Source organism: Kribbella sp. NPDC023855, assembly GCF_040639475.1.
Taxonomy (GTDB): domain Bacteria; phylum Actinomycetota; class Actinomycetes; order Propionibacteriales; family Kribbellaceae; genus Kribbella.
The window spans coordinates 679,895-704,127 of record NZ_JBFAAA010000001.1; the positions used below are offsets into that span (position 1 = coordinate 679,895).

Genomic DNA, 24,233 nt, shown 5'->3' on the forward strand with positions numbered 1-24,233 from the left:
GCGGCTAACGCCAGTTGATCTCAGGTGCGCGGTAGAAGTTGACGCTCAGCGCGTCCCACCGCGACCCCTGCCCGGCCAGACGGTCCTTGTACGCCGTCCAGTCGAGTGCGGAAGCCTGCGACCAGCCCAGCTCGGCCACACCCGGCAGCCGCGGGAACGCCATGTACTCGAGCTTGTCCAGGTCGTCCAGCGTCTCGGTCCAGATCGGCGCCTCGACACCGGCGATGGCGCTCTCCGGCAGGTTCGGGATCAGCGTGGACGGGTTCCAGCTGTAGGACTTCTCCACGCTGACCAGACCGGCCCAGTCGAGCCCGTACGGCGTACTGGCGTTGTACTTCATGTCCAGGTAGGCCCGGTTCGCCGGCGAGAGCACGACCTTGGCGCCCTGAGCCGCAGCCTTGCGGGCGAGCTCCTGGGAGCGTGCGTCATCAGTGCCCCAGTACTGCGCGATGCTGCCCGCCGGCAGCGGCGTCTCGGCGATCTCCTGCCAGCCCATCACCCGCTTGTGCTGCTTGGTGACCAGAGCAGCCGCCTTCGGGACGAACGTCAGGTAGTCCGAGTGCGGCGTGGAGTGCGCCTCGTCGCCGCCGAGGTGAAACACGTCACCTGGCGCCTGCTGGGCAACCTCACGGAACACGTCGTCCAGGAACTTGTAGGTGATGTCCTTGCCGACGCACAGCGAGCTGAAGCCGACGTCGGTGCCCGTGTAGAGCGGTGGAGCCACCCCGTCGCAGTTGAGCTCGGCGTACGAGGCCAGGGCCGCGTTGGTGTGGCCAGGGGTGTCGATCTCGGGGATGACGGTCAGGTAGCGATCGGCGGCGTACCGGACGATCTCGGCGAAGTCGGCCTTGCTGTACGACCCGCCGGGCGTCCCGCCGACCTCCAGGCTTCCCCCGTACGTCGTGAGCCGGGGCCACGAGTCCACCTGGATCCGCCAGCCCTGGTCGTCCGCGAGGTGCAGGTGGAGCTTGTTGAGCTTGTAGAGCGAGATGAGGTCGATGTAGCGCTTCACCTCGGCGACGGAGAAGAAGTGCCGGGACACGTCGAGCATGGCGCCGCGGTACCCGAACCGTGGCGAGTCGGCGATCGCAGTACCGGCCAGCTTCCACGGGCCGGACTGGCGTGTCGCTGCGTCGGCCTTGGCGGGCAGGAGCTGCCGCAGGGTGGTGACGCCACGGAAGAGGCCCTCAGGGGTGGCAGCGGTGACGCTGACGCCCTTGGTGTCGACCCGGAGTTGGTACCCCTCGGCTCCGAGCGTGGACGGGCCGTTGGTGGACAGCCTGATGTCGGCCACGCCTGCGGCCGGTACTACGGGCAGCGGGTAGCCGGTGGCGCGGCGCAGCTGAGCCGTGAGCTGGTCAGCCACTTTCTGCGCGGCGCGGCGCTCCTTGGAGCTGGCGGCGACGCCGACGATGCTCCAGGGCTTGAGGGAGTAGTCCTGGCCGGCCAGCGCCTGCTGCGAGGACGGCTTCGGGATCAGGGCGGGTGCTGGGACTCCTGCCGGCTCAGCGGCGGCAGGCGTGGTGAGTGCGATCAGGGGAGTCGCCAGCAGAGCGGCTGTGAGAAGGCCGGCCAGCGAGACCCGACGACGGGGGCGGACGAGTCGTGTCATGACCGAAAGTGTTCGTCCGCTCACATCCAGAGTCAAGATCTTTCAGCAAACTCCTTGCTTTACTCGTACTGCGTGGCCGTCGCGATGGCCTGACCGACGTACGAGCCACCGAAGAGCACCACGTGCACCAGCAACGGGTGAAGCTGGTGCAGCCCGACCCGATCGCGCCACCCAGCTGCCAGCGGTTGCGCCTCGTCGTAGGCGGCCAGGACGCGCTCCAGGTGGGGGAGGCCGAAGAGGGCGAGCATGGCGAGGTCCGTCTCTCGGTGGCCGCCGTGCGCGGCCGGGTCGATCAGTTGAGCGCCCTGACCGGTCCAGACGACGTTGCCCGACCACAGGTCGCCATGGATCCTGCTGGGCGGCTCCGGCGCGTCGTCGACGAGCTTGTTGCAGACACGCTCGAACAGTGAGATGTCGCTGATGGCACCGCTGTCGTAGGCGATGCGCAGGTAGGGCTGCACGCGGTAGGCCACATAGAACTCCGCCCACGAGTTGACAGGCTCCGGCGGATGCGGCAGCGGGGCGTTGCCGATGTAGCCATCGCCAGTCCAGCCGTCAGGCGGTACTCCGAAGTACGCGGCACCGGCGGCGTGGGTGACGGCCAGCCGGCGGCCGAACTCCTCTGCAGCCTCAGGTGTGGGCTCGCCGGTCGCCAGGCGTGGCAGGACGAGCCGGCCGGGGGAGACGTCCACGGGCTGGACCACCGGGACGCCGCCGGGCACTGCCAGCCAGCGCAGTCCCGCGGCCTCGACCTCGAAGAAGCCGGGCGGGGCGTCGGGCCGTTCCTTCACGAAGGACATGGGTGGCACTTTGCCAGCCGGGCGATTCTGTGACTGGTCAACAAGGCGTGTCGAAAGATGCGAACTGTCGGTCGGACCTGCCATTGTTTGCGGCCGGGCCTTCAGACCAGGACGGGCCTGGCCGCAGTACTGGATGAGACTTTTTTCTTGACAGGAAGCTGGAGGACAGATGACTCAGGTGGCAGAGCAGCCGGGCACCAGTGCCGGGCGGCTCGGCTCGGTGGTGCTGGACTGCCCGGACCCGCTCGAGCTTGCCCGGTTCTACTCGACGCTGTTCGGTCTGGAGATCGATGAGCACGGTGACAGCGACTGGCGGAGCCTGACCGGCCCCGGGTCGACGCTCGGCTTCCGGCGTTCGGAGGACTACGTCCCGGCGACCTGGCCGGGCACGGAGGGGCAGCAGCTCCATCTGGATCTGATCGTCGAGGACCTGGCCAGCGGCCACGCCACGGTCGTCGCCCTCGGCGCGGAACCCCTCGACCCGGTGGACGCCCCACCGGCCGGGAGCGACCGGGGCTGGCGGGTCTACGCCGACCCGGCCGGCCACCCGTTCCGGATCTGCCTGGAGTGACGGCCGGCTACCTCCACTCGGATCTGCCTGGAGTGACGGCCCGCTACCTCCACTCGGACCTGCCTGGAGTGACGGGCAACTAGATCCACTCGGACCTGCCGACGAACGGATAGTCGCGGCCCTCGACGTACCGGGGCCGCGGCTGGTAGCTGTTCACCCCCGGGGATCCCTGCAGGTGGAACGCGCTGGGGTAGGGGACCTCGGGGGCGGTGATCCGGGTCGAGGTCGGGATGTAGCGGATGGTCAGCCCGCACCGCCGGTCCGGCGACGTGTTGGCCGAGCTGCCGTGCACGATGTTGGGGTGGTGCACCTCGACATCGCCCGGTGCCAGCACGATGTCGACGGCCTGCGACTCGTCGACCTCGACGGCGATCTCCTGGCCCAGCACGCTCTCGACGCTGTCGTTGTCGCGCACCGGGGCGACCGGGCCGAGGTGGCTGCCCGGGATCACCCGGACGCAGCCGTTCGCCGGTGTCGAGTGGTCGACCGCGAGCCAGAGCGTCACGACGCTCATCGGATCGAGCGGCCAGAACGCGGCGTCCTGGTGCCAGAGCACCGGCTGACCGGAGTACGGCGGCTTGGAGATGTAGTGCGAGGCGAACAGCGCGACATCGGGTCCGACGAACGCCGAGGCGATCTCGACCAGTCGCGGGTCGCTGATCAGTCGCACCCAGAACGGGTCGTCCCGCAGGAACACGTGACCGAGCTGCTCGGGCCGGACGTCGGGATGCCGGGCCTGCAACCAGGCGACATGGTCGTTCACTTCCTTGATCAACTGCGCGTCGATCACGTTGCGGAAGATGACGTAGCCGTCGCGTTCGTAGCTCGCCAGCGCGCTCTCGCTGACCTGGTTGTCCGCCACTGAAGTCATACCGGAAAGCCTGATCGCGACGGGGCCTCAGTACTAGCAATCCGCTGACGCAAACTTGTAGCTTGTTGAGGTGAGCCAGGTACTGCGCTTCGAGTGGTCCGCCTTGGGCCGGCCCTTTCATGCGGCCCGGGTCCGCTTTGCGCCGCGAGCCCGCGACTCCGAGTTGCACACGCATGCCGACTTCCATGAGTTCATGGGCGTGCTGACCGGGAACGGTGAACACCTCCTCCCGACCGGTACGACGCCGTTGGTGGCCGGCGATGTCGTGCTGGTCCGGCCGCGCGACCGCCACGCGATCAGGGGCTCGGCGCCGGACGGGCTGGAGTTCATCAACGTCGCCTTCCCGAGCTCTGCCTGGCAGGGCTTCCTCAACCTGACCAGGACGAACCCGACCGGCAGCTGGGATGCGGCCGAGCGGCCGGTGGCCTTTCGGGCTCGCGATGCCGCCGTGGTGGCAGAGGTCTTCGAGAGCGCGCTCCAGCGCTTCGCGGGCGAGCCGGAGCACTTCGACCTGATGCGGTTCTGGATCGACCTGCTGCCGCACATCTCACCTGACGAGTTGCCGGCCCGAGCGTCCGGCAGTTCGGCCCCCGACTGGCTGGCACGAGCCTGTACGGCGATGCGAGCCGAGGAGAACCTGCGCGGCGGAGTGCCCCGCTTGCTGGAGTTGGCCGGCGTCAGTCCTGCGCACCTGTCGCGGACGCTGCGCGCGGCGTACGGGACGACGCCGACGGACTACGTCGCGAACCTTCGTCTCGAGCAGGCGGCATCGTTGCTCGCGGCAACCTCCGCGCCAGTGGCCGAGATCGCCGCCCGCTGCGGCTTCGCCAGCCAGTCCTACTTCACCCGCTGCTTCACCGCCGCCCACGCGATCTCACCGCGCGCCTTCCGCCACCAGTCCCAGCGAGCCTTCGTGCCATAGAACGTACATCCGGCTGGGTAATGGACCGGCATGTTCGAAGGATTCGAAGACTTCGAGATCAAGACCTCCGGTACGACGATCCGCGGCCGCCGCGGCGGCGCCGGCCCACCGGTGTTGCTGCTGCACGGGATCCCGGAGACGCACCTGATGTGGCACCGGATCGCCCCTGGGCTGGCCGAGCACTTCACGGTGATCGCGACCGATCTGCGCGGCTTCGGCAACAGCGGTAAGCCGCCGAGCGATGCGGACCACTCGCCGTACTGCATGCGGGAGCTGGCTCGCGACCAGATCGAGGTGATGGCGGCCCTGGGGTATCCGACCTTCAGCGTGGTCGGCCACGATCGTGGAGCCAGATGTGCCTATCGGATGGCGCTCGATCATCCGGCAGTGGTGGACAAGCTTGCGGTGCTCGACATCGTTCCGACCGGGGATGCGTTCGAGCGGGCGGACAAGAGGTTCAGCCTCGGCTACTGGGTCTGGTCGTTTCTTGCCGCGCCCGAGCCGATTCCCGAGCGGCTGATCGCGGGAGCGCCCGAAGTACTGGTGGATCACATGCTTGACGGGTGGTCGCAGGTTCCGGATGCGTTCCCGCCGGAGGTGCGGGCGGACTACGTGGCGAAGTTTCGCGATGAGGCGACCGTGCATGCCATCTGTGAGGAGTACCGGGCTGCGGCGACGCTTGATCACCAGCATGACGAGGAGGATCGGCGACGGGGGAGCAGGATCTCCTGTCCGGTGCTTGCGTTGTGGGATCCGGGCGGAGCAGTCGGGGCTTGGTATGAGCCGCTTGAGGTTTGGCGCGAGTGGGCGGACGACGTGAGCGGCGGGCCGGTGCCGGCTGGGCACTTCATGGCTGAGGAGGCGCCGACGGAGGTGAGGGAGCGGCTGGTGGCCTTCCTCACCCATTGACAACAGATTGTCAAAATGACAAGATGTTGTCATGAACGCGAACGAGCACACCACCGTCCACCTCGCCGTCTACGACACCCTCGCCGACTGGGAGGTCGGGTACGTCACGGCCCACATCAACAACGAGACGTGGCAGCAGACGCCGGGGCGCTACAAGATCCAGACCGTCAGCGTTGGGCTGGATCCGGTCACCACGGCCGGTGGGCTGCGGGTCCTGCCGGATTCCTTGCTCGCGGAACTCAAGCCCGCCGACAGTGCGATGTTGATCCTGCCGGGCAACGACTTGTGGCCGACCGACGCCTACAAGCCGTACGTCGACAAGGCACGCGAGTTCCTCGACGCCGGCGTACCGGTGGCGGCGATCTGCGGAGCGACCGGAGCGCTGGCGCTGGCCGGGCTGCTGGACGACCGGGCGCACACGAGCAACGCGGCCGCGTTCCTGGACAGCCTCGGCTATGCGGGCGGGCAGCACTACAAGGAGGAGCACGTCGTCGTCGATCGCGACCTGATCACCGCTGGCGCCAATGCGCCGGTCGAGTTCGCGCGGGCGATCTTCGAGCGGCTGGAGCTGTACAAGGCGCCGGTGCTCGACTCCTGGTACAAGCTGTACGGCGAGCAGGACCCGGCCGGCTTCTACGAACTGATGTCGGCCTGACAGGGTGGTTCTTCGTGAACCGTGATCAGGAACTTCTCAGTGCCGCCGCGCTGACCTCGTTCAAGCTGAACGGTCAATTCCTCGTCCTGGCCGAGCACCTGGCTCGGCCGGTCGGGGTGACCGTGGCGTGGTGGCAGGTCCTCGGCGCCGTCCTCCGCGATCCGCTGACGGTCCCCGGGATCGCCCGGGAGATGGGCATCACGCGGCAGGCGGTCCAGCGCACCGCCGACGTACTGGAGGGCCGCGGCCTGATCGAGTACCGCGACAACCCCGCGCATCGCCGGGCCAAGCTCGTCGCCATCACTCCCGAAGGCCGGGCCGCGGTCTCCGCGATCAACCCGCACCACCTCCACCACGCGACCGAGCTCGCCAAGATCTGCGGCGAACAGGCTCTCGCCGATGCGGTGGCGGCCCTCACCAAACTCTCCGAGGCCCTCGACGCTCTTGACCTCACGCCCTGTGCGGACACCCCTGACCCGTCGCTGTAATGCCCCCGGCAGGCTGATATTCAAAGGGGCATCCGACCAAGGGGAGAAGAGCTGTGACCGACCCACCGCAGACCGGGTACGCCCCGGTCAACGGCCTGCAGATGTACTACGAGATCCACGGCGAAGGCGGCACGCCACTGCTGGTGCTGCACGGCGGGTTGTTCGACATCGACCTGCAGTTCAGCGAGCTGTTGCCGATCCTGTCCGGGAACCGCCAGGTCATCGCCGCCGACTTCCAGGGGCACGGCCGGACGAACGACATCGACCGGCCGCTGACGACGGCCGACCTGGCCTCGGACGTCGTCGGTCTGCTCGAGCACCTCGGAGTGCCGCAGGTCGACATCTTCGGCTTCAGCGTCGGTGGCGCGGTGGCGCTGCACCTGGCCATCCGCAATCCGGAGCTGATCCGCAAGGCGATCCTGTCGTCGGTGTCGTTCAGTCCCGACGGCAACCGGCCGGAGAACGCGGCCGCGATGGGCGGGATGAAGGTCGAGATGATCGCGGGGACGCCGATGGAGGCCGAGTACCTGGCCAAGTCGCCGCACCCGGACCTGGAACACCTGCAGGTCCTGCTCGACAAGCTCGCTGCCTTCGGCCCCGAGCAGGGCTGGTCCGAGGATGAGATCCGCGGGATCGCCGCGCCGACGCTGCTCACCTACGGCGACTGCGACATGTTCAAGCTGGAGCACGCGGTGAAGTTCCTGCAGCTGCGCGGCGGTGACGTCAACGGCGACTTCGTGGGTGTGCCCGCTTCCCAGCTCGCGATCTTCCCCGGGACGACCCACTTCTTCGGGCTGTCCCGCACCAACCTGGTCAGCGACGTCGTGCTGACCTTCCTCGACACCCCGATGCCCGACGCCGCCCAGCCCGAGGCCTAGGCGGCTGCCAGGGCCTTGCGGATCCGCTTCTCGGACACCGGGTACGGCGTACCGAGGGTCTGCGCGAACAGGCTGATCCGGAGTTCCTCGAGCATCCAGCGCACCTCGAGGAGCTCCGGACTCGGGTACTTCCCGGTCGGAACGGCCTTCAGGCGCTTCTGGTACTCGTCGGTCAGCGTGTGCACGATCGCCATGCCGGACCGGTCCCGCATGGCGTTGGCGCCGATCTTGTCGAGGCGTTGCTCGATACCCCGCAGGTACCGCGCCACGTCCGGCAACCGCTGCGCCCCGGTCTCGGTGATGAACCCCCGATGCACCAGCCCTTCGAGCTGACCCCGTACGTCGGACAACGCCGCGAGCAGGGCCGGACTCGACGACCGTGAGATCTGCTTGTCCACGGTGCGTGCGTGCGCCAGCACCTGTTCGACCTGCTGCAGGATCGTCAGTACGGTGTCGGCCAGGTCCGAGCGGACGGCGTCGCGGAGGAACGAGAAGGCCGTGAGGTTCCAGACCGGACCGCCGGCCTTCGCCATCAACTGGTCGACCGCCGCGGAGATCGCGTCGTCCAGCAGATCGCCGACATTGCGGTGCGGACCAGCCAGCAGGGTCATCTTCTGCTGGTTTGTCAGGTTGCGCTGGACCACGTCGATCACCGACGGCATCGTCAGCAGCAGGAGTTTCCGGGTGCCGGTCCACATCGCGGCGGCCTGGTCGCGTTCGGTCTCCTGCAGGCGGATCGCCACGGTCTTGCCCTCGTCGACCAGGGCCGGATAGCCCGCCACGGTGAGGCCGTTGCGATGCTCGGAGAAACTCCGCGGCAGGTCGCCGAACGTCCAGTCGGTCAGGCCGGAGCGCTCCAGGCCGCTGACCGCCTTCGACGCGACCTTCGAGATCGCGGCCGTGGTCTTGGGCTTCAGTCGTTGCTTCAGCGCCGCAAGATCCTTGCCCTCGGCCACTGTCTTGCCCTGGTCGTCGACCACCCGGAACGTCATCCGCAGATGCTCGGGCACCCGGGACCAGTCCCAGTCCTCGGTCTCGATGACCACGTCCCGCAGCGACCGCAGTTCGCGGGCCATCGCGTCGACCAGCGGGCCCGAGGTAGGATCCAGCCGCGGCAGGATCTGCCGGGCATGGTCGGGGGCCGGCACGATGTTGCGCCGAATTGCCTTGGGCAACGACTTGATCAGCGTGGTGACGAGTTCCTCGCGAAAGCCCGGCACGCTCCACTCGAAGCCGTCGGCGGTGACCTGGTTCAGCACCAGCAGCGGGATGTGCACGGTGACGCCGTCCGCGTCGGTGCCCGGCTCGAAGGCGTAGGTGAGGTCGAAGGTCATCCCGTTCTGCGACCAGGTGAGCGGGAACTCCTCCTCCTTGACCTCCGCGCCCTCCCGGACGACCAGCGACCGCTCGAAGTCGAGCAGGTCGGGATCGCGTTGCCGGGCCTTCTTCCACCAGGTGTCGAAGTGCCGCCCGGTGACGACGTCGGCGCCGATCCGCTCGTCGTAGAAGGCGAACAGCGTCTCGTCGTCGACCAGCAGGTCGCGCCGCCGGGTCCGCTCCTCGAGCTCCTCGACCTCTTCGATCAGCTTGCGGTTCTCGTGGAAGAACTTGTGGTGGGTGTCCCAGTCGCCCTCGACCAGCGCGTGCCGGATGAACAGCTCACGGGACACCTCCTGGTCCACCGAGCCGTAGTTGATCTTGCGCCGGGCAACGATCGGTACGCCGTACAGGGTGACCTTCTCGTAGGCCATCACCGCACCGGCCTTGCGCTCCCAGTGCGGTTCGGAGTAGCTGCGCTTGATCAGGTGCTGGGCGATGTCCTCGGCCCACTCCGGTTCGATCTTCGCGTTCACCCGGGCCCACAGCCTCGAGGTCTCGACGAGTTCGGCGGCCATCACGAACTGCGGTGGCTTCTTGAACAGGCCCGAGCCGGGGAAGATCGCGAACTTGGTGCCGCGGGCACCGAGGTACTGGTGCTGGTTGGCGGGATCCTTCATGCCGAGGTGGGACAGCAGTCCGGACATCAGCGAGATGTGCACGGCCTGCGGGTCGGCAGCCTCGCCGGTGTTGAGCGTGACGCCGATCTGGGTGGCGACCTGACGGAGCTGAGCGAAGATGTCCTGCCACTCGCGGACCCGCAGATAGTTGAGGTACTCGCTCTTGCACATCCGGCGGAACTGGTTGCCGGACAGCTCCTTCTGTTGCTTCTTGAGGTAGTTCCACAGGTTCAGGAAGCCGAGGAAGTCGGAACCCGGGTCGCGGAACCGCGCATGCGCCTGGGTGGCCTGCGCCTCGGCGTCGGTCGGGCGCTCGCGCGGATCCTGGATGGAGAGCGCGGAGGCGATCACCATCACCTCGCGCACACAGCCGTGCTTGTCGGCCTCGACGATCATCCGGGCCAGTCGCGGGTCGAGCGGGATCTGGGCCAGCTGCCGACCGACCGGGGTCAGCCGGCGGGTACGGTCGCTCGCCTTGGCCGAGTCGATTGCGCCGAGCTCGGTCAGCAGCTGCAGGCCGTCGGTGATGCTGCGTTTGTCCGGCTCGTCGATGAACGGGAACGCGGCGATGTCGCCGAGCCCGATCGAGGTCATCTGCAGGATGACGGAGGCGAGGTTGGTGCGCAGGATCTCCGGGTCGGTGAACTCCGGGCGGCTCTCGAAATGCTCCTCGGAGTACAGGCGGATGCAGATGCCGTCGCTGGTCCGGCCGCAGCGGCCCTTGCGCTGGTTCGCGCTCGCCTGCGACACCGGCTCGATCGGCAGGTGCTGCACCTTGGTGCGGTGCGAGTAGCGGCTGATCCGGGCGGTGCCGGGGTCGATCACGTACTTGATGCCGGGCACCGTCAGCGAGGTCTCGGCGACGTTGGTGGCGAGCACGATCCGGCGGCTGGAGCCGTGTGACTGGAAGACGCGATGCTGCTCGGCGTTCGAGAGTCGCGCGTACAGCGGCAGGATCTCGGTGTTGCGCAGGTTGTGGTCGGCCAGCGCGTCGGCGGTGTCGCGGATCTCGCGCTCACCACTGAGGAACACCAGTACGTCGCCCGGCGCCTCACCGGCCAGCTCGTCGACGGCGTCCAGGATCGCCTGGGTCTGGTCGCGGTCGAGCGTGCTCGGGTCGTCCGGGTCGTTGATCGGACGGTAGCGAGTCTCGACCGGGTAGGTACGGCCGGACACCTCGACGATCGGGGCCGGCTCACCCTTGGCGTCGGCGAAGTGCTCGGCGAACCGCTCGGGGTCGATCGTCGCCGAGGTGATGATCACCTTGAGGTCGGGACGGCGGGGGAGGAGCTGCTTGAGGTAGCCGAGGATGAAGTCGATGTTCAGGCTGCGCTCGTGCGCCTCGTCGATGATCAGCGTGTCGTACCGGCTCAGCTCGCGGTCGCGTTGCAGCTCGGCGAGCAGGATGCCGTCGGTCATGAGTTTGACCAGCGAGCGCTCACTGACCTTGTCGGTGAACCGTACGGCGTACCCGATCGTCTCGCCGAGGTCGGTGCCAAGCTCCTCGGCGATCCGCTCGGCGACCGTGCGCGCGGCCAGCCGGCGCGGCTGGGTGTGCCCGATCATGCCGCGCACCCCGCGGCCGAGCTCGAGGCAGATCTTCGGGATCTGGGTCGTCTTGCCGGAGCCGGTCTCACCCGCGATCACCACCACCTGGTGGTCGCGGATGGCGGCCGCGATGTCGTCCTTGAGCTGACTGACCGGCAGTTCCTCCGGATACGAGATCTCCGGTACTGCGAGCCGTCGCTGCTCCACGCGTTGCTCGGCCTGCTCGATCCGCGCGGTGATGTCGGAGAGCGCGTTCTCGCGTTTGGCTTCCTCCCGCACCCCGCGCAACCGCTCCAACCGCCGCCCGAGCTGATCCCGATCGGTGTTGGTCAGCCCCTCGAGCCGCCCAGCCAACTCCGCAACTCCACCACCTTGTTGTTCCGCAGCACCCGCCCGCCCCCGCGCCTCCCTGCCACTCCCGCGCTGGCCAGCACCTTCGAGGCGCTCAGCGCCGCTTGCTGCTGCGTCGGTAGAGCCGACGGGTGCGCTGGCGGCCGGCTTCTTCCGCCTCCGGCGCGGGCGGCGCGGGCGAGCGGGATCCGGTGAAGGACCGTTGGCTGGGGAAGGACTCGGCGATTCGGTCCGGGCATCAGGCATGTCGTTGGTCAGTTTAGGCGCCCGCCCCCAGCCGCTCACGTGGTTTACCCATCGGTGGGTGAGTTCGCGACGGCCGGCGGTTGCAGGTCAGCAGTCGCGGTAGATCGCGGCGAGTTGCTCGCGACTCAAGGGCGGCTCAGGCAAGGGGTGTGCGGCTGGGGTTTGGAGGCCGTCGAGGATCAGGGCTAGGTGGCGGCGCCAGACCGTTGGGCTGGTGGCTGCGGTCGCCTCGATGGTTTTGGTGATCGACCAGGTGATGAAGGCCATGTCTTCGAGGGTGAAGTCCGGGCGGAGGCGGCCGCCGTCGCGGGCTCGGGCGACGATCTGGCTCATCAGGTCGTATCCCCGCAGGTGGTCCTCGGTCGGGGTTGCGGCCGGAACGCCGCGGCCGGCTAGGTCGTTGTAGCCGCGGTCGCCTGCCTGCAACTGGCTGACTTGTTCGACGAAGTAGACGAATCCGTCCCATGGGTCGTCCAGGCCGAGGGCGTGCTCGGCGAGTCGTCCGACCGTTTCGACGCTGTCGGCGAAGGCCGCGTGGACCAGGTCGGCGCGGCTGGGGAAGCGGTTGTACAAGGTGCCGATGCTGACGCCCGCGCGCTTGGCCACGGCCTCCAAGGCGACGTCGAGACCGCTCTCCGCGAAGACCTCCTGAGCCGCACGCACCAGCCGTTCGCGATTGCGTTCCGCGTCCTTGCGCAGCGGGGTGGCGGTCATACGGGTCACTCTAACAAAGTTGACGGTGGCCTCAAGTTAACTCTACCGTTCGGCTTAAGTTGAGACGTGACTCAAGTTATTGCCGAGAGGATTCACCCATGCTGGAGAAGAAGGTCATCGCCGTGCTCGGAGCTGGGCCGGGGCTGGGACTGTCGATCGCTCGCCGATTCGGGCGGGAAGGATTCGCGGTCGCGCTGGTCTCGCGGAGCGCCGCGCGACAGGCGGCGTACCGGGAAGAACTGTCCGCAGCGGGGATCGAGTCCCGCGCCTATGTGGCAGACGTCCGCGACCCGGTCGGGCTTCGAGACGTGCTCGCGGCGATCACCCCGGACCTCGGGCCGATCGACACTGTGTACTTCGGTCCGGTGGCTGCTGACACGAGTGGCGGGCTGGTGCCCATCACGGAGGTGGACGCGGCCGCGGCCCGGGAGCCGTTCGAGACGCTGGTGCTGCCGGCGATCGAGCTGGTCGGGGCCGTCCTGCCGGAGATGACCGAGCGCGGTAGCGGCGCGATCCTGATCCCAGGCGGCTTGAGCGGCAAGTACCCGATCCCGATGCTGGGACGGCTGGCGCCGGCGTCCGCGGCGCTCAGGATGTACGTGCTGACTCTTCATGAGGCGCTGAAGGAGCGCGGCGTCTACGTGGCGACGCTTACCATCGGTGGCCTGATCAAGGGCGGCGACATCCACACGGCCGTCAGCAAGCACTTCGAGCAGCTGGAGGCCGAGATGCCCGCCAGCCTCGATCCGGAGCTGATCGCCGATCAGGCGTGGATGATGTACGTCGGTCGCGAGCTGCCCGAGAGCGAGTTCAGCACCTTGCCGGTGCCTGCCTGACCTCAGTCGTAGCGGGAAGAGGGGACCTTGACGGCGAGGACGGGGACGGGGGATTCGAGAAGGACGCGTTGGGCGGTGCTGCCCAGGATGAGCTTGCCGACCGGGCTGCGGCGGCGGAGGCCGAGGACGAGGAGCTTGACGTCCTCGTGCTCGGCCGCGCGGAGCAGTTCGGCGGCGACGTCGCCGGTACCGTCTGTTTGCTGGATGGTCACCTGGACGCCGCGTTCCCGCAGCCGCGCCTCGGCGGTGTCGAGCTCCTCCTGGTTCGCGTACCGGGAGGCGATGTAGGTGTCACCGCGGCTCGTGTTGAGCAGCAGAACGGAGGCGCCGCGCAGTACGGCTTCGGCAGCAGCCGCCTCGAGCGCAGCCTCACCTTCGGGCGTCGGCACGTAGCCCACCAGAATCTTCACGAGCCCCACTCTCTCATCACCCGCCCGCCCCGGAAGCCAACCGGTCGCGACTCGCGCGTACCGCGGACCCGGCCGGCGGATCCGGCGCAAGAAGAAACAGAGTCGGGTGTCGCAACCGCGAACCCGGGTCCTGGCGTTCGACAATGTCGAACACCTGGCGTTGTGCCGCCTCGCTAACGCTCCTAGATTCCAGTTCTCCGTGGTCGTCACGGGGTGGAAGGGAGTTTCGGAATGGCTACGACAGCTGATCCAGAAGCAGTGAAGGCGAAGACCCTTCTGGGGGAGTGCTCCGCCGAGCTCGCCGGCACGTTCATCCTGATCCTGTTCGGTTGTGGCGTCGTCGCCCAGGTGGTCGCGGGCGGGATCGGGGACCACGACTCGATCGCGTGGGCGTGGGGCCTCGGTGTGACACTGGGCATCTACGTGGCGGGCCGGATGACCGGCGCGCACCTGAACCCGGCGGTGACGATCGCCCTGGCGGCGTTCCGCGGGTTCAGCTGGAAGAAGGTGCTGCCGTACTCGGTGGCGCAGTTCCTCGGGGCGTTCCTGGCGGCGCTCGTGGTTCGCTGGAACTACACCGAGGCACTCAACAAGTTCGACCCCGGGCTGACCATCAAGAGCCAGGGCGTGTTCTCCACCCTGCCGGGCAACGGGAGTACCGAGCTGGGCGTGGAGATGTGGGGCGGTTTCCGGGACCAGATCATCGGTACCGCGATCCTGATGTTCGTCATCCTGGCGATCACCGACCTGCGCAACACCTCGCCGGCGGCCAACCTGGCACCGTTCATCGTCGGCCTGCTGGTGGTCGGCATCGGAATGGCGTGGGGAACGAACGCCGGCTACGCGATCAACCCGGCGCGTGACTTCGGGCCCCGGCTGGCGTCCTTCTTCACCGGGTACGGGGGAGCGTTCAAAGATCAGTTCGGGGACGTCTATTTCTGGGTGCCGATCGTGGCACCGATCATCGGCGCGCTCGTCGGCGCGTTCCTGTACGACCTGCTGGTCGGGCGCAACCTGCCGATCGCCGACGAGGACGAGGAACCGGGCCGCATCCCCGAGGGAGAAACGACCACATGAGCTTGCAGCAGCGTGAGGAGAGGAAATTCCATGGCTGACTTCGTAGGTGCCGTCGACCAGGGCACCACGAGTACCCGCTTCATGATCTTCGACCACTCCGGCAACGAGGTGGGCAAGCACCAGCTCGAGCACGAGCAGATCCTGCCGCAGGCCGGCTGGGTCGAGCACAACCCGGTGGAGATCTGGGAGCGCACCAGCTCGGTGATCCGGACCGCGCTGAACGCGCAGGGGCTGCATGCGAGCGACCTGGCGGCGCTCGGCATCACCAACCAGCGCGAGACGGCCGTGGTCTGGAACCGCAAGACCGGACGCCCGTACTACAACGCGATCGTCTGGCAGGACACCCGGACCGACCGGATCGCGTCGGCGCTGGAGCGCGAAGGCAAGGGCGACGTCATCCGGCAGAAGGCCGGGCTGCCGCCGGCGACGTACTTCTCGGCCGGCAAGGTGCAGTGGATCCTGGAGAACGTCGACGGTGTCCGCGAAGCCGCCGAGGCCGGTGACGCCGTGTTCGGCAACACCGACACCTGGTTGCTGTGGAACCTCACCGGCGGCACCGAGGGTGGCGTCCACATCACCGACGTCACCAACGCCAGCCGCACGATGCTGATGAACCTGGAGACGCTCGACTGGGACGACGAGCTGATCTCGTTCTTCAACATCCCCCGGCAGATGCTGCCGGAGATCCGCCCGTCGTCGGATCCCAACAAGTACGGCGAAACGCTCGCCAACGGCCCGCTCGGCGGCGTAGTACCGCTGACCGGTGACCTCGGCGACCAGCAGGCGGCCACGGTCGGCCAGGTCTGCTTCAACCCGGGCGAGGCCAAGAACACCTACGGCACCGGCAACTTCATGCTGCTGAACACCGGTACCGAGCTGGTCCGTTCCAAGGCGGGCCTGCTCAGCACGATGGCCTACAAGTTCGGCGACGACGCACCGGTCTACGCGCTGGAGGGGTCGATCGCCGTCACCGGTTCGGCCGTCCAGTGGCTGCGCGACCAGCTCGGCATCATCTCCGGTGCCAGCGAGACCGAGACGCTGGCCCGTCAGGTCAAGGACAACGGCGGCGTGTACTTCGTGCCCGCCTTCTCGGGTCTGTTCGCGCCGTACTGGCGGTCCGACGCCCGCGGCGCGATCGTCGGGCTGTCCCGGTTCAACACCAACGCTCACCTGGCGCGAGCAACACTGGAAGCGATCTGCTACCAGAGCAAGGACGTGGCCGACGCGATGGAGAAGGACTCGGGCGTGAAGCTCGAGGTCCTCAAGGTCGACGGCGGCGTGACCGCGAACGAGCTCTGCATGCAGATGCAGGCCGACATCCTCGGCGTTCCGGTGAGCAAGCCGGTCGTCGCGGAGACGACCGCTCTCGGCGCGGCGTACGCGGCCGGGCTGGCGGTCGGGTTCTGGAACAACACCGACGAACTGGTGCAGAACTGGAACGAGGACAAGCGCTGGAACCCGGAGTGGAACGACGAGCAGCGGGCGGACGGCTACAAGGGCTGGGAGAAGGCCGTCCAGCGCACGCTCGACTGGGTCGACGTCGACTGACGGCCCGCACAGCACCACGTAGTACAAGGCGATAGACGGAAGGAACAGCACAGTGGGCGCAGTGGCACTGTCACCGCAAGCGAGGACCGAAGCCATCGAGGCGATGGCAGACGGCCGGGAACTCGATGTCCTGGTGATCGGTGGCGGGGTGGTCGGCACCGGGTCGGCTCTCGACGCCGCGACCCGGGGCCTGACCACCGGACTGCTGGAGGCGCGTGACTTCGCGAGCGGCACCTCCAGCCGGTCCAGCAAGTTGGTGCACGGCGGCCTGCGCTATCTGGAGATGCTGGACTTCCGGCTGGTGCACGAGGCGTTGCAGGAGCGTGGACTGCTCCTGCAACGCCTGGCACCGCACCTGGTCAAGCCGGTGCCGTTCCTCTACCCCTTGCAGCACAGGTGGTGGGAGCGGTTCTACGCAGGCGCCGGCGTCGCCCTCTACGACGCCATGGCGCTCAGCTCGGGTCTCGGCGCCGGCCTGCCGATCCACAAGCACCTCACCCGGCGCGGAGCGATGCGACTGGTCCCCAGCCTCAAGAAGTCGGCCCTGGTCGGCGCACTCCAGTACTACGACGCACAGGTCGACGATGCTCGCCACACGATGGAGCTGGCCCGCACTGCGGCGTCGTACGGCGCTCATGTCGCCAACCGGGTCAAGGTGACCGGGTTCCTCCGGCAGGGCGAGCGGGTCACCGGGGTACAGGCGAAGGACCTTGAGAGCGGGCGCGAGTTCGAAGTACGGGCCAAGCAGGTCGTCAACGCGACGGGTGTGTGGACCGACGACACTCAGGCGATGGTCGGCGAGCGTGGGCAGTACCACGTGCGCGCGTCGAAGGGGATCCACCTGGTCGTGCCGAAGGACCGGATCCAGTCCAGCAGCGGGATGATCCTGCGGACCGAGAAGTCCGTGCTGTTCATCATCCCGTGGGGCCGGCACTGGCTGATCGGCACCACCGACACCGACTGGAACCTGGACAAGGCCCACCCGGCCGCGACCAGCAAGGACATCGAGTACCTGCTCGACCACGTGAACGAAGTACTGGTGACACCGTTGACCCGGGAGGACGTGGAGGGTGTGTACGCCGGGCTCCGGCCGCTGCTGGCGGGGGAGTCGGAGAGTACGTCGAAACTCTCCCGTGAGCACGTCGTCGCGCACGCGGCTCCCGGGCTGGTGGTTGTTGCCGGGGGCAAGTACACGACGTACCGGGTGATGGCCAAGGACGCCATCGACGCGGCCGCGAATGCCCTCGACGGCCGGGTGCCGAAGTCGGTCACCAAGAGCACGCCGCTGGTCGGTGCCGACGGCTACCACGCGATGTGGAACCAGCGTCATCTGATCGCGCGGCGCTCCGGGCTGCACGTGGCCCGGATCGAGCACCTGCTCAACCGGTACGGCGCACTCATCGACGAGGTGCTCGCACTGGTCGAGGCGGACCCGTCACTGGGTGAGCAGCTGCCCGGCACGCAGGACTACCTCAAGGCCGAGATCGTCTACGGCGCCACCAACGAAGGCGCTCGTCACCTCGACGACGTGCTGGCCCGGCGTACCAGGATCTCCATCGAGGCGTGGGATCGCGGTGTCGAAGCGGCCGAAGCGGCCGCCCGGCTGATGGCCCCGATCCTCGGCTGGGACGAGGAGACCATCGAACGCGAGGTCTCCTTCTACCAGCAGCGGGTCCAGTCCGAACGCGACTCCCAAGACCAGCCCGACGACGAATCCGCCGACAAGGTCCGCCTCGGAGCCCCCGACATCGTCTCGCCCGCCTGACCTTCCACCAGCAACCGAAGCCCGAGAACCGTTGACGGTCCTCGGGCTTCGACCTATTTGCCAGGAGCTACTGGTTGGCGATGGTGACGGTGTAGCGCGCGTCGTCGTCGGTGAACTGGTAGTCGCCGGCGCCGGTGATGCGCTTCGCGCCGAGGTTGTCGTCGTCGTCCGGTTCGTCGCCCTCCATCAGGGTGAGCACCCTGTCCTGGGTGACCGGAACGTCCTTGATGTCCTTGCTGTCACCGGTCACCATCTGGCTGCTCCACAGCAGCGGCTGTAACAAACGTTTGACAGGCGCGTCCCGGTTGGCGCTCTTCGAGCGTGCTCGAAATGTCTACTGGTCGGGGCGGATCCAGCCGAAGGTGCGTTGGACGGCGGCTTGCCAGTTCGCGTACTCCGTGGCGCGGCGCTCGGGCTCCATGTGGGGGAGCCACTGGCCGGCGCGATGCCAATTGCTGCGCAGGCCTTCGAGATCCGGCCAATAGCCGACCGCGAGTCCGGCGGCGTACGCGGCGCCGAGGGACACCGTCTCGGTCACCATCGGCCGCACCACCGGTACGTCGAGCAGGTCGGCGAGGAACTGCATCAGCAGGTTGTTCGCCGTCATGCCGCCGTCGACCTTGAGCGCGGTCAGCGCGATGCCGGAGTCGGCGTTCATCGCGTCGACCACCTCCAGCGTCTGGAAGCCGGTCGCCTCGAGCACGGCCCGGGCCAGATGGCCTTTGGTGATGTACGACGTGAGCCCCGCGATCACCCCGCGCGCCTCACTGCGCCAGTGTGGCGCGAACAGCCCGGAGAACGCCGGCACGATGTAAGCGCCGCCGTTGTCCTCGACGGTCCGGGCCAGCGTCTCGATCTCGGCGGCGGTGTGGATCAGCCCGAGCCCGTCGCGGAACCACTGCACCAGCGAGCCGGTGACCGCCATCGATCCTTCCAGCGCGTACGCCGCGGGCTCCGACCCGATCTGGTACGCAACCGTGGTGAGCATGCCGTGCGTCGACCGGACGATCTCCTTGCCTGTGTGCAGCAACAGGAACGACCCGGTCCCATAGGTGCACTTCGCCTCACCCGGACTGAAACACGTCTGCCCGAACAACGCGGCCTGCTGGTCCCCGAGAGCGGCCCCGATCCGTACGCCGGGCAGCACCGCACTCGCCGTCGCGAACACTCCCGACGACGGCCGGATCTCGGGCAGCACGGTGCGCGGTACGTCGAACGCGGCCAGCAGTTCGTCGTCCCACTCGAGCGTCTCGATGTTCATCAGCATCGTCCGGCTCGCGTTCGTCACGTCGGTGGCGTGCAGACCGCCGTCCGGGCCGCCGGTGAAGTTCCAGATCAGCCAGGTCTCCATCGTGCCGAACAGCACCTCGCCACGGTTCGCGCGCTCCCGCAAACCCGGCGTGTGGTCGAGCATCCAGCGCAGCCGGGGCGCGGAGAAGTACGTCGTCAGCGGCAGACCGCACAGGTCCGCGAACCGGTCGGGCCCTTCGTCCCCGGCCAGTTCGGTGATCAGGCGGTCCGTGCGAGTGTCCTGCCAGACCACGGCATGACCGATCGGCTGGCCGGTCCGGCGATCCCACAGCAGGCTGGTCTCCCGCTGGTTGGTGATGCCGATGGCAACGATCTGGGACGCGTCGGCACCGATCTGCCGGATCGCGGACGGTACGACGCGGGTGACGTTGCGCCAGATCTCCGCCGCGTCGTGCTCGACCCAGCCGGGCTTCGGGAAGTACTGCTTGTGCTCGCGTTGCGCGACCGAGACCAGCCGCCCCCGCCGATCGAAGAGGATGCAGCGGGTGGAGTTCGTGCCCTGATCGACCGCGGCGACGTACTGCTCAGCCATCGGTACCCCCTCGGTACTTGGTCATCGGTCCTCGCGCAGGTCGCGGCCGATCGCCTCGGCGGTGGCGCGAACCATCGTGACCAGATCGGCGCGATGGCGCAGCCGGCTGTCACAGATGCGTTCGATCCGGCCGGTGAGTCCGACCGCTCCGACGACCAGCCCGCCGAGGCCGCGGATCGGGGCGGCGATGCCGGCCAGTTCGACCGTGTGCTCCTCGAACTCACCCGCCCAGCCCTTCGCCCGTACGGCGGTGAGCTCCTCGGCCAGGCGAGCCGGGTCGGTGATGGTCCTGGTCGTGTAGGCGTCGAGCTTGCGAGGCCGGGCGGCCCCCGAGGCATCGAAGGCGAGCACCGCTTTGCCGAGAGCGCACGCGTGCGGCGGCAGCGTCGTACCGACGTCGAGGTTCTGGTCGCTGTCGTCGGGGCGGAAGACGTGGTGGACCACGACCACCTTGCCCTCGACCAGGCGGCCGACGCGGACGACCTCGCCGCTGCGGGAGGCGAGTGAGTCGGCCCAGTTGATCGCGCGGCTGCGCAGCTCGTTCGGATCGAGGTAGGTCTCGCCGAGGCGCCCGAACGCGTCACTGAGCCGGTACTGCGCGCCGCTGCGGTCCTGTTCCACGAACCCGACCTGGTGCAGCGTCTTGAGAATGCCGTGCACGGTCGCCTTGGCCAGGCCGAGGGCGTTGCTCAGATCGGCGACGCCCAGCCCGTTCGGCGCGGCCGCGAGTAGCCGCAACACGGCCGCGGCACGCTCGATGGACTGCACGCTGCCCGGCACACCGGCAGGCTACCCGCGATTGCCCGTCGTGGCTGCCCCTGGTGGCTGCGGTTCGCAGGCCACTACTCGGCGGCGATCGCCCGCAGTACGTCGAGTTTGGCCGCCCGCCGCGACGGCCAGACCGCAGCCAGTACGCCGACCGCGCCGGTGACCAGGACGGCGATCAGCAACTGGAGCACGGGGATGTCGAGGACGCCGAGGCCGTCCTCCTTCATCACCTTCTGGACGGCGGCGCCGAACAGGACTCCGATCAGCAGTCCGAGCAGTGCTCCCAGCAAAGCGATCGCGATCGCCTCGACCTGCAACATCCGGCGCAACTGCGGGCCGTCCATGCCGATCGCGCGGAGCAGACCGATCTCCCTGGTCCGCTCGATCACCCCGAGCGCGAGCGTGTTCACGATGCCGAGTACGGCGATCAGGATGGCGAGGGTGAGCAGCATCGCGATCGCGCCGAGCACGAAGTTGATCGGCTGCCGCTGACTCTGCGCGTAGGCCTGCTGGTCGCGCACCTGGACGGCCGGGTAGTCGGTCAGCTGACCGGCCACCGCCTGCCGGACCGCGCCGAAATCGGTGCCGTTGGCAACTTCGACGTACAGGGTGTTGTCGGTGCCGGCGCCGCCGGCCTGGACGAAGGCGGGCATCGCCAGGATGACGGCGTTGAGCTGACGGTTCGGCGCGATGATGCCGGTCAGCCGGACGCTGTGCTTGCCGGTCGTCGTGGTGAGCTCGTACTTCTTGCCGACCTCGAGGCGGAGCTGCCGGGCGAGGTTGCGCGGGACCACCGCGTCGCCGGCTCTCAGGCCGTCCGCCGAGCCCGAGTCGAACTTGGTGGTGATCGGGCCGTCGATCGTGCCGTCGTCGATGCCGGTTACGGTGACCCGGTTGCCGTCGATCTCGCCCGGCATCTGCCGGACGCGGTGCACCGAGGCGACACCAGGAACCTTCGCGATGGTGTCGCCGACCTGGCTGCTGAACGGCTGGTCGGAGCTGACCAGCAGTTCGGCGGTACCGATCGCCTCCCGCAGGCTCTGGTTGATCGAGGCCTTCGCTGATGCGGCGATGACGACCAGGCCGCTGATCAGCGCCAGCGAGATCATCAGGGCCGACGCGGTCGCCGAGGTCCGGCGCGGATTGCGCTCGGCGTTGCGCCGGCCGAGAGTGACCGGCGCCTTGCGGCCGAACGGCGAGATGAGTGCGCGGACGGCGTACCGGCTGATCAGGGGGCTGGTCATGATCACCCCGACCAGCACGAGACCGGCGGCCAGGCCGAGCAGGATCGCTGCCGCCAGGCCCTGCAGATTGAACGCGATCGGGACCAGGATCGCGGTCATCAGCAACAGGAAGCCGCCGATCAGCAGGCGGACCAGCAACGAGCGTTCGGGGACGCTGACGTCGTCGCGCATCGCCGCGACAGGGGAGAGCTGGCCGGCTCGGCGTGCGGCCGGGTAGGCGGCGAAGAGGGTGATGCCGACGCCGACGACGTAGCAGGCGATCACCGTCGCTGCGCTGATCTGGAGGGTCGCGCTGGGGATGGCGAGATCGAGCGACTTGTAGAACGCCTGCAGGCCGCCCGCTACGGCAGCACCGAGCAACAGGCCGATGGTCGAACCGGCCACGCCGATCACGAACGCTTCGGAGAGGACAGTCAAGGTGACCTGGGCCCGGGACGCGCCGATCGCGCGCAACATGGCGAGCTCACGGGAACGCTGCGCGACGAGCATCGCGAAGGTGTTGACGATCAGGAACGTCCCGACGAACAAGGCGATCCCGGCGAACAGCAGCAGGACGGCAGTGAATCCGCCGAAGGTGTTGTCGACCGCGTTCTCGCTGTCGGCCGAGACCTGGGCGGCGGTTCGGACGCTCACGTCCTTGCCGACGATCTTGGTGATTGCCTGGGAGACGGCTTGCACGTCCTTGCCGGGCTCAACGGAGACAGTGATCGAGGTCCAGCCGGCGCGGCCTAGCAGGAGCCGTTGGGCGGTGGCCGAGTCGAAGGTGATCAGCGGGGCACCTGCCGACGGGCCGGACAGGTTGGGGGAAGTGACCGCGGTCAGGGTGGCAGTGATCGATTTGGCCGGGGTGACGACCTTGACCTGGTCACCGATCTCGTAGCCCTCGCGTTTGGCGGTCGGCTGGTCGAGCGCGAGCTCCTGCTGTCCCCATGGCGCCTTGCCGTCGAGGACGCGGAAGGCTGCCGTTTGTGGGTTGCGCGGCCAGCTGCCGGCGTACGTCGGAAGGCCGAACGCGTCGGTCGGCTGACCGTCGGAGCCGAGGACCTGGACGCCGGCGACGAGCAGGTGCGGGTCGGTGCCGGCCACGCCGGGGACGTTGGCGATCTGGTTGGCGAGGTCGGTGGAGAGCGTGGCGGGGCGAGCGTTGGACAGGCCGGCGTTGCCCCTGAATGCTTCGACCGGAGTAACGGTGATGTCGGCGGGGCTGCCGGCGAAGTTCTTCTTGAGTGCGGCCGACAGGGTGTCGGTGAAGATCAGCGCGCCACCGACGAAGGCGACACCGAGTACCACGGCGACCGTGCACAGGACGAAGCGGAGCCGGTGCGCGAGTACCGACCGCAGGCCGAGCCGAAGCATCAGCCCGCTTCCAGGGTGTCGAGTTGCTTCATCCGGTCGAGCACGGACTCCGCCGTCGGGTCGAGCAGTTCGTCCTGGAGCCTGCCGTCGGCGAGGAAGACCACCCGATCGGCGTACGACGCCGCGGTCGGGTCGTGCGTCACCATCACGACGGTCTGGCCGAACTCGCGCACCGACCGGTGCAGGAAGCCGAGCACATCGGCCGAGGAGCGGGAGTCGAGGTTGCCGGTCGGCTCGTCGGCGAACACGACCTCGGGCCGGGAGGCGAGTGCGCGGGCACAGGCGACGCGCTGCTGCTGGCCGCCGGACAGCTCGGACGGCTTGTGGGTGAGCCGGTCCTGCAGGCCGATCGTGGTGATCACCTTGTCGAGCCACTCCGCGTCGGGTTTGCGGTTGGCCAGGTCGAGGGGGAGCGTGATGTTCTCGAGCGCGGTGAGGGTCGGGACCAGGTTGAACGCCTGGAAGACGAAGCCGATCCGGTCGCGGCGCAGGTGCGTGAGCCGCTTCTCGTCGAGCCGGGTGAGCTCGACGTCGCCGAGCATCACCTGCCCGGTGGTCGGCCGGTCGAGCCCGGCCAGACAGTGCAACAAGGTCGACTTCCCCGACCCGGACGGCCCCATGATCGCGGTGAACCGCCCTTTGCCGAACTCCAGGCTGACGTCCACCAGCGCATCCACCCGGGTGTCGCCACTCCCGTAGCTCTTCCCCAACCCAGCAGTCCGAACAGCCACACCCTGCTCAACAACTCTCACCGTCACACCCAGAACGCTATCTGCCCTCAGGTCCCCGCCAGCTCGCCAGCCCACCGCAACCACGAACTACTT

General features: G+C 68.2%; 21 protein-coding genes. 10 read left to right on the forward strand and 11 right to left on the reverse strand.

Annotated elements, in window-relative coordinates; all coding sequences use genetic code 11:
* Nucleotides 1-4: 4 nt before the first annotated feature.
* Nucleotides 5-1,612: a beta-N-acetylhexosaminidase gene (locus AB0F51_RS03125; protein ID WP_360273199.1), complete on the reverse strand. Its 1,608-nt coding sequence runs from the start codon at nucleotides 1,610-1,612 to the stop codon at nucleotides 5-7.
* A gap of 59 nt (nucleotides 1,613-1,671) precedes the next feature.
* Nucleotides 1,672-2,412 carry a fructosamine kinase family protein gene (locus tag AB0F51_RS03130; protein WP_360273202.1) on the reverse strand — a complete coding sequence of 247 codons (741 nt, stop codon included), beginning with the start codon at nucleotides 2,410-2,412 and terminating at the stop codon, nucleotides 1,672-1,674.
* A gap of 169 nt (nucleotides 2,413-2,581) precedes the next feature.
* Here AB0F51_RS03130 and AB0F51_RS03135 point away from each other — a divergent pair, with 169 nt between their 5' ends.
* Entirely contained in the window at nucleotides 2,582-2,983 is a 402-nt protein-coding gene (locus tag AB0F51_RS03135) for a VOC family protein (RefSeq protein WP_360273204.1), read from the forward strand.
* Between the two features lie 79 nt (nucleotides 2,984-3,062).
* Here AB0F51_RS03135 and AB0F51_RS03140 read toward each other — a convergent pair whose 3' ends face one another.
* The gene (locus AB0F51_RS03140; protein WP_360273207.1) at nucleotides 3,063-3,854 is read right to left on the reverse strand and encodes a phytanoyl-CoA dioxygenase family protein; all 792 of its coding nucleotides are present in this window, start codon (nucleotides 3,852-3,854) and stop codon (nucleotides 3,063-3,065) included.
* Between the two features lie 70 nt (nucleotides 3,855-3,924).
* Between AB0F51_RS03140 and AB0F51_RS03145 the strand changes: the two genes are divergently transcribed.
* From AB0F51_RS03145 to AB0F51_RS03165, 5 genes are read left to right on the forward strand one after another with little or no spacing between them, the layout of a single operon-like run.
* Nucleotides 3,925-4,776: an AraC family transcriptional regulator gene (locus AB0F51_RS03145; RefSeq protein WP_360273210.1), complete on the forward strand. Its 852-nt coding sequence runs from the start codon at nucleotides 3,925-3,927 to the stop codon at nucleotides 4,774-4,776.
* Nucleotides 4,777-4,806: 30 nt separating this feature from the next.
* Nucleotides 4,807-5,685, forward strand: a complete 879-nt coding sequence (locus AB0F51_RS03150) for an alpha/beta hydrolase (protein ID WP_360273213.1) — start codon at nucleotides 4,807-4,809, stop codon at nucleotides 5,683-5,685.
* A gap of 31 nt (nucleotides 5,686-5,716) precedes the next feature.
* Nucleotides 5,717-6,340, forward strand: a complete 624-nt coding sequence (locus AB0F51_RS03155) for a DJ-1/PfpI family protein (RefSeq protein WP_360273215.1) — start codon at nucleotides 5,717-5,719, stop codon at nucleotides 6,338-6,340.
* Between the two features lie 14 nt (nucleotides 6,341-6,354).
* A complete protein-coding gene (locus AB0F51_RS03160) occupies nucleotides 6,355-6,828 on the forward strand; it encodes a helix-turn-helix domain-containing protein (RefSeq protein WP_360273217.1) in 474 nt (157 codons plus the stop codon).
* 53 nt (nucleotides 6,829-6,881) lie between these two features.
* Nucleotides 6,882-7,706 carry an alpha/beta hydrolase gene (locus tag AB0F51_RS03165; RefSeq protein ID WP_360273220.1) on the forward strand — a complete coding sequence of 275 codons (825 nt, stop codon included), beginning with the start codon at nucleotides 6,882-6,884 and terminating at the stop codon, nucleotides 7,704-7,706.
* Here the strand turns inward: AB0F51_RS03165 and hrpA are convergent.
* A complete protein-coding gene (hrpA, locus tag AB0F51_RS03170; protein WP_360273223.1) occupies nucleotides 7,703-11,605 on the reverse strand; it encodes an ATP-dependent RNA helicase HrpA in 3,903 nt (1,300 codons plus the stop codon). The genes AB0F51_RS03165 and hrpA overlap by 4 nt on opposite strands.
* A gap of 330 nt (nucleotides 11,606-11,935) precedes the next feature.
* Complete coding sequence (locus tag AB0F51_RS03175) at nucleotides 11,936-12,562, reverse strand: TetR/AcrR family transcriptional regulator (protein WP_360273226.1); 627 nt, start codon at nucleotides 12,560-12,562, stop codon at nucleotides 11,936-11,938.
* Between the two features lie 98 nt (nucleotides 12,563-12,660).
* Between AB0F51_RS03175 and AB0F51_RS03180 the strand changes: the two genes are divergently transcribed.
* Nucleotides 12,661-13,398 carry an SDR family NAD(P)-dependent oxidoreductase gene (locus tag AB0F51_RS03180; protein ID WP_360273228.1) on the forward strand — a complete coding sequence of 246 codons (738 nt, stop codon included), beginning with the start codon at nucleotides 12,661-12,663 and terminating at the stop codon, nucleotides 13,396-13,398.
* A 2-nt stretch (nucleotides 13,399-13,400) separates the two neighbouring features.
* Here the strand turns inward: AB0F51_RS03180 and AB0F51_RS03185 are convergent, their stop codons facing one another.
* Nucleotides 13,401-13,808, reverse strand: coding sequence for a universal stress protein (locus tag AB0F51_RS03185; RefSeq protein ID WP_360273230.1), 408 nt, complete (start codon nucleotides 13,806-13,808; stop codon nucleotides 13,401-13,403).
* Between the two features lie 231 nt (nucleotides 13,809-14,039).
* Between AB0F51_RS03185 and AB0F51_RS03190 the strand changes: the two genes are divergently transcribed.
* From AB0F51_RS03190 to AB0F51_RS03200, 3 genes are read left to right on the forward strand one after another with little or no spacing between them, the layout of a single operon-like run.
* Nucleotides 14,040-14,885 (forward strand): MIP/aquaporin family protein, encoded by an 846-nt coding sequence (locus AB0F51_RS03190; RefSeq protein WP_360273233.1) that lies wholly within the window; start codon nucleotides 14,040-14,042, stop codon nucleotides 14,883-14,885.
* A gap of 30 nt (nucleotides 14,886-14,915) precedes the next feature.
* The gene (gene glpK / locus AB0F51_RS03195) at nucleotides 14,916-16,433 is read left to right on the forward strand and encodes a glycerol kinase GlpK (protein ID WP_360273235.1); all 1,518 of its coding nucleotides are present in this window, start codon (nucleotides 14,916-14,918) and stop codon (nucleotides 16,431-16,433) included.
* Between the two features lie 52 nt (nucleotides 16,434-16,485).
* Entirely contained in the window at nucleotides 16,486-18,198 is a 1,713-nt protein-coding gene (locus tag AB0F51_RS03200) for a glycerol-3-phosphate dehydrogenase/oxidase (protein WP_360273238.1), read from the forward strand.
* Between the two features lie 67 nt (nucleotides 18,199-18,265).
* On the opposite strand, the gene AB0F51_RS03205 is transcribed toward AB0F51_RS03200, so the two are convergent.
* The 5 genes from AB0F51_RS03205 to AB0F51_RS03225 form a co-directional block, all read right to left on the reverse strand.
* The gene (locus AB0F51_RS03205; protein ID WP_360273241.1) at nucleotides 18,266-18,451 is read right to left on the reverse strand and encodes a hypothetical protein; all 186 of its coding nucleotides are present in this window, start codon (nucleotides 18,449-18,451) and stop codon (nucleotides 18,266-18,268) included.
* Nucleotides 18,452-18,532: 81 nt separating this feature from the next.
* The gene (gene glpK, locus AB0F51_RS03210) at nucleotides 18,533-20,041 is read right to left on the reverse strand and encodes a glycerol kinase GlpK (RefSeq protein ID WP_360273244.1); all 1,509 of its coding nucleotides are present in this window, start codon (nucleotides 20,039-20,041) and stop codon (nucleotides 18,533-18,535) included.
* A 21-nt stretch (nucleotides 20,042-20,062) separates the two neighbouring features.
* Complete coding sequence (locus tag AB0F51_RS03215) at nucleotides 20,063-20,821, reverse strand: IclR family transcriptional regulator (RefSeq protein WP_360273246.1); 759 nt, start codon at nucleotides 20,819-20,821, stop codon at nucleotides 20,063-20,065.
* A gap of 62 nt (nucleotides 20,822-20,883) precedes the next feature.
* The gene (locus AB0F51_RS03220) at nucleotides 20,884-23,409 is read right to left on the reverse strand and encodes an FtsX-like permease family protein (protein ID WP_360273248.1); all 2,526 of its coding nucleotides are present in this window, start codon (nucleotides 23,407-23,409) and stop codon (nucleotides 20,884-20,886) included.
* The gene (locus AB0F51_RS03225; protein ID WP_360273250.1) at nucleotides 23,409-24,167 is read right to left on the reverse strand and encodes an ABC transporter ATP-binding protein; all 759 of its coding nucleotides are present in this window, start codon (nucleotides 24,165-24,167) and stop codon (nucleotides 23,409-23,411) included. The genes AB0F51_RS03220 and AB0F51_RS03225 overlap by 1 nt, the downstream gene beginning before the upstream one ends.
* Nucleotides 24,168-24,233 lie beyond the last annotated feature (66 nt).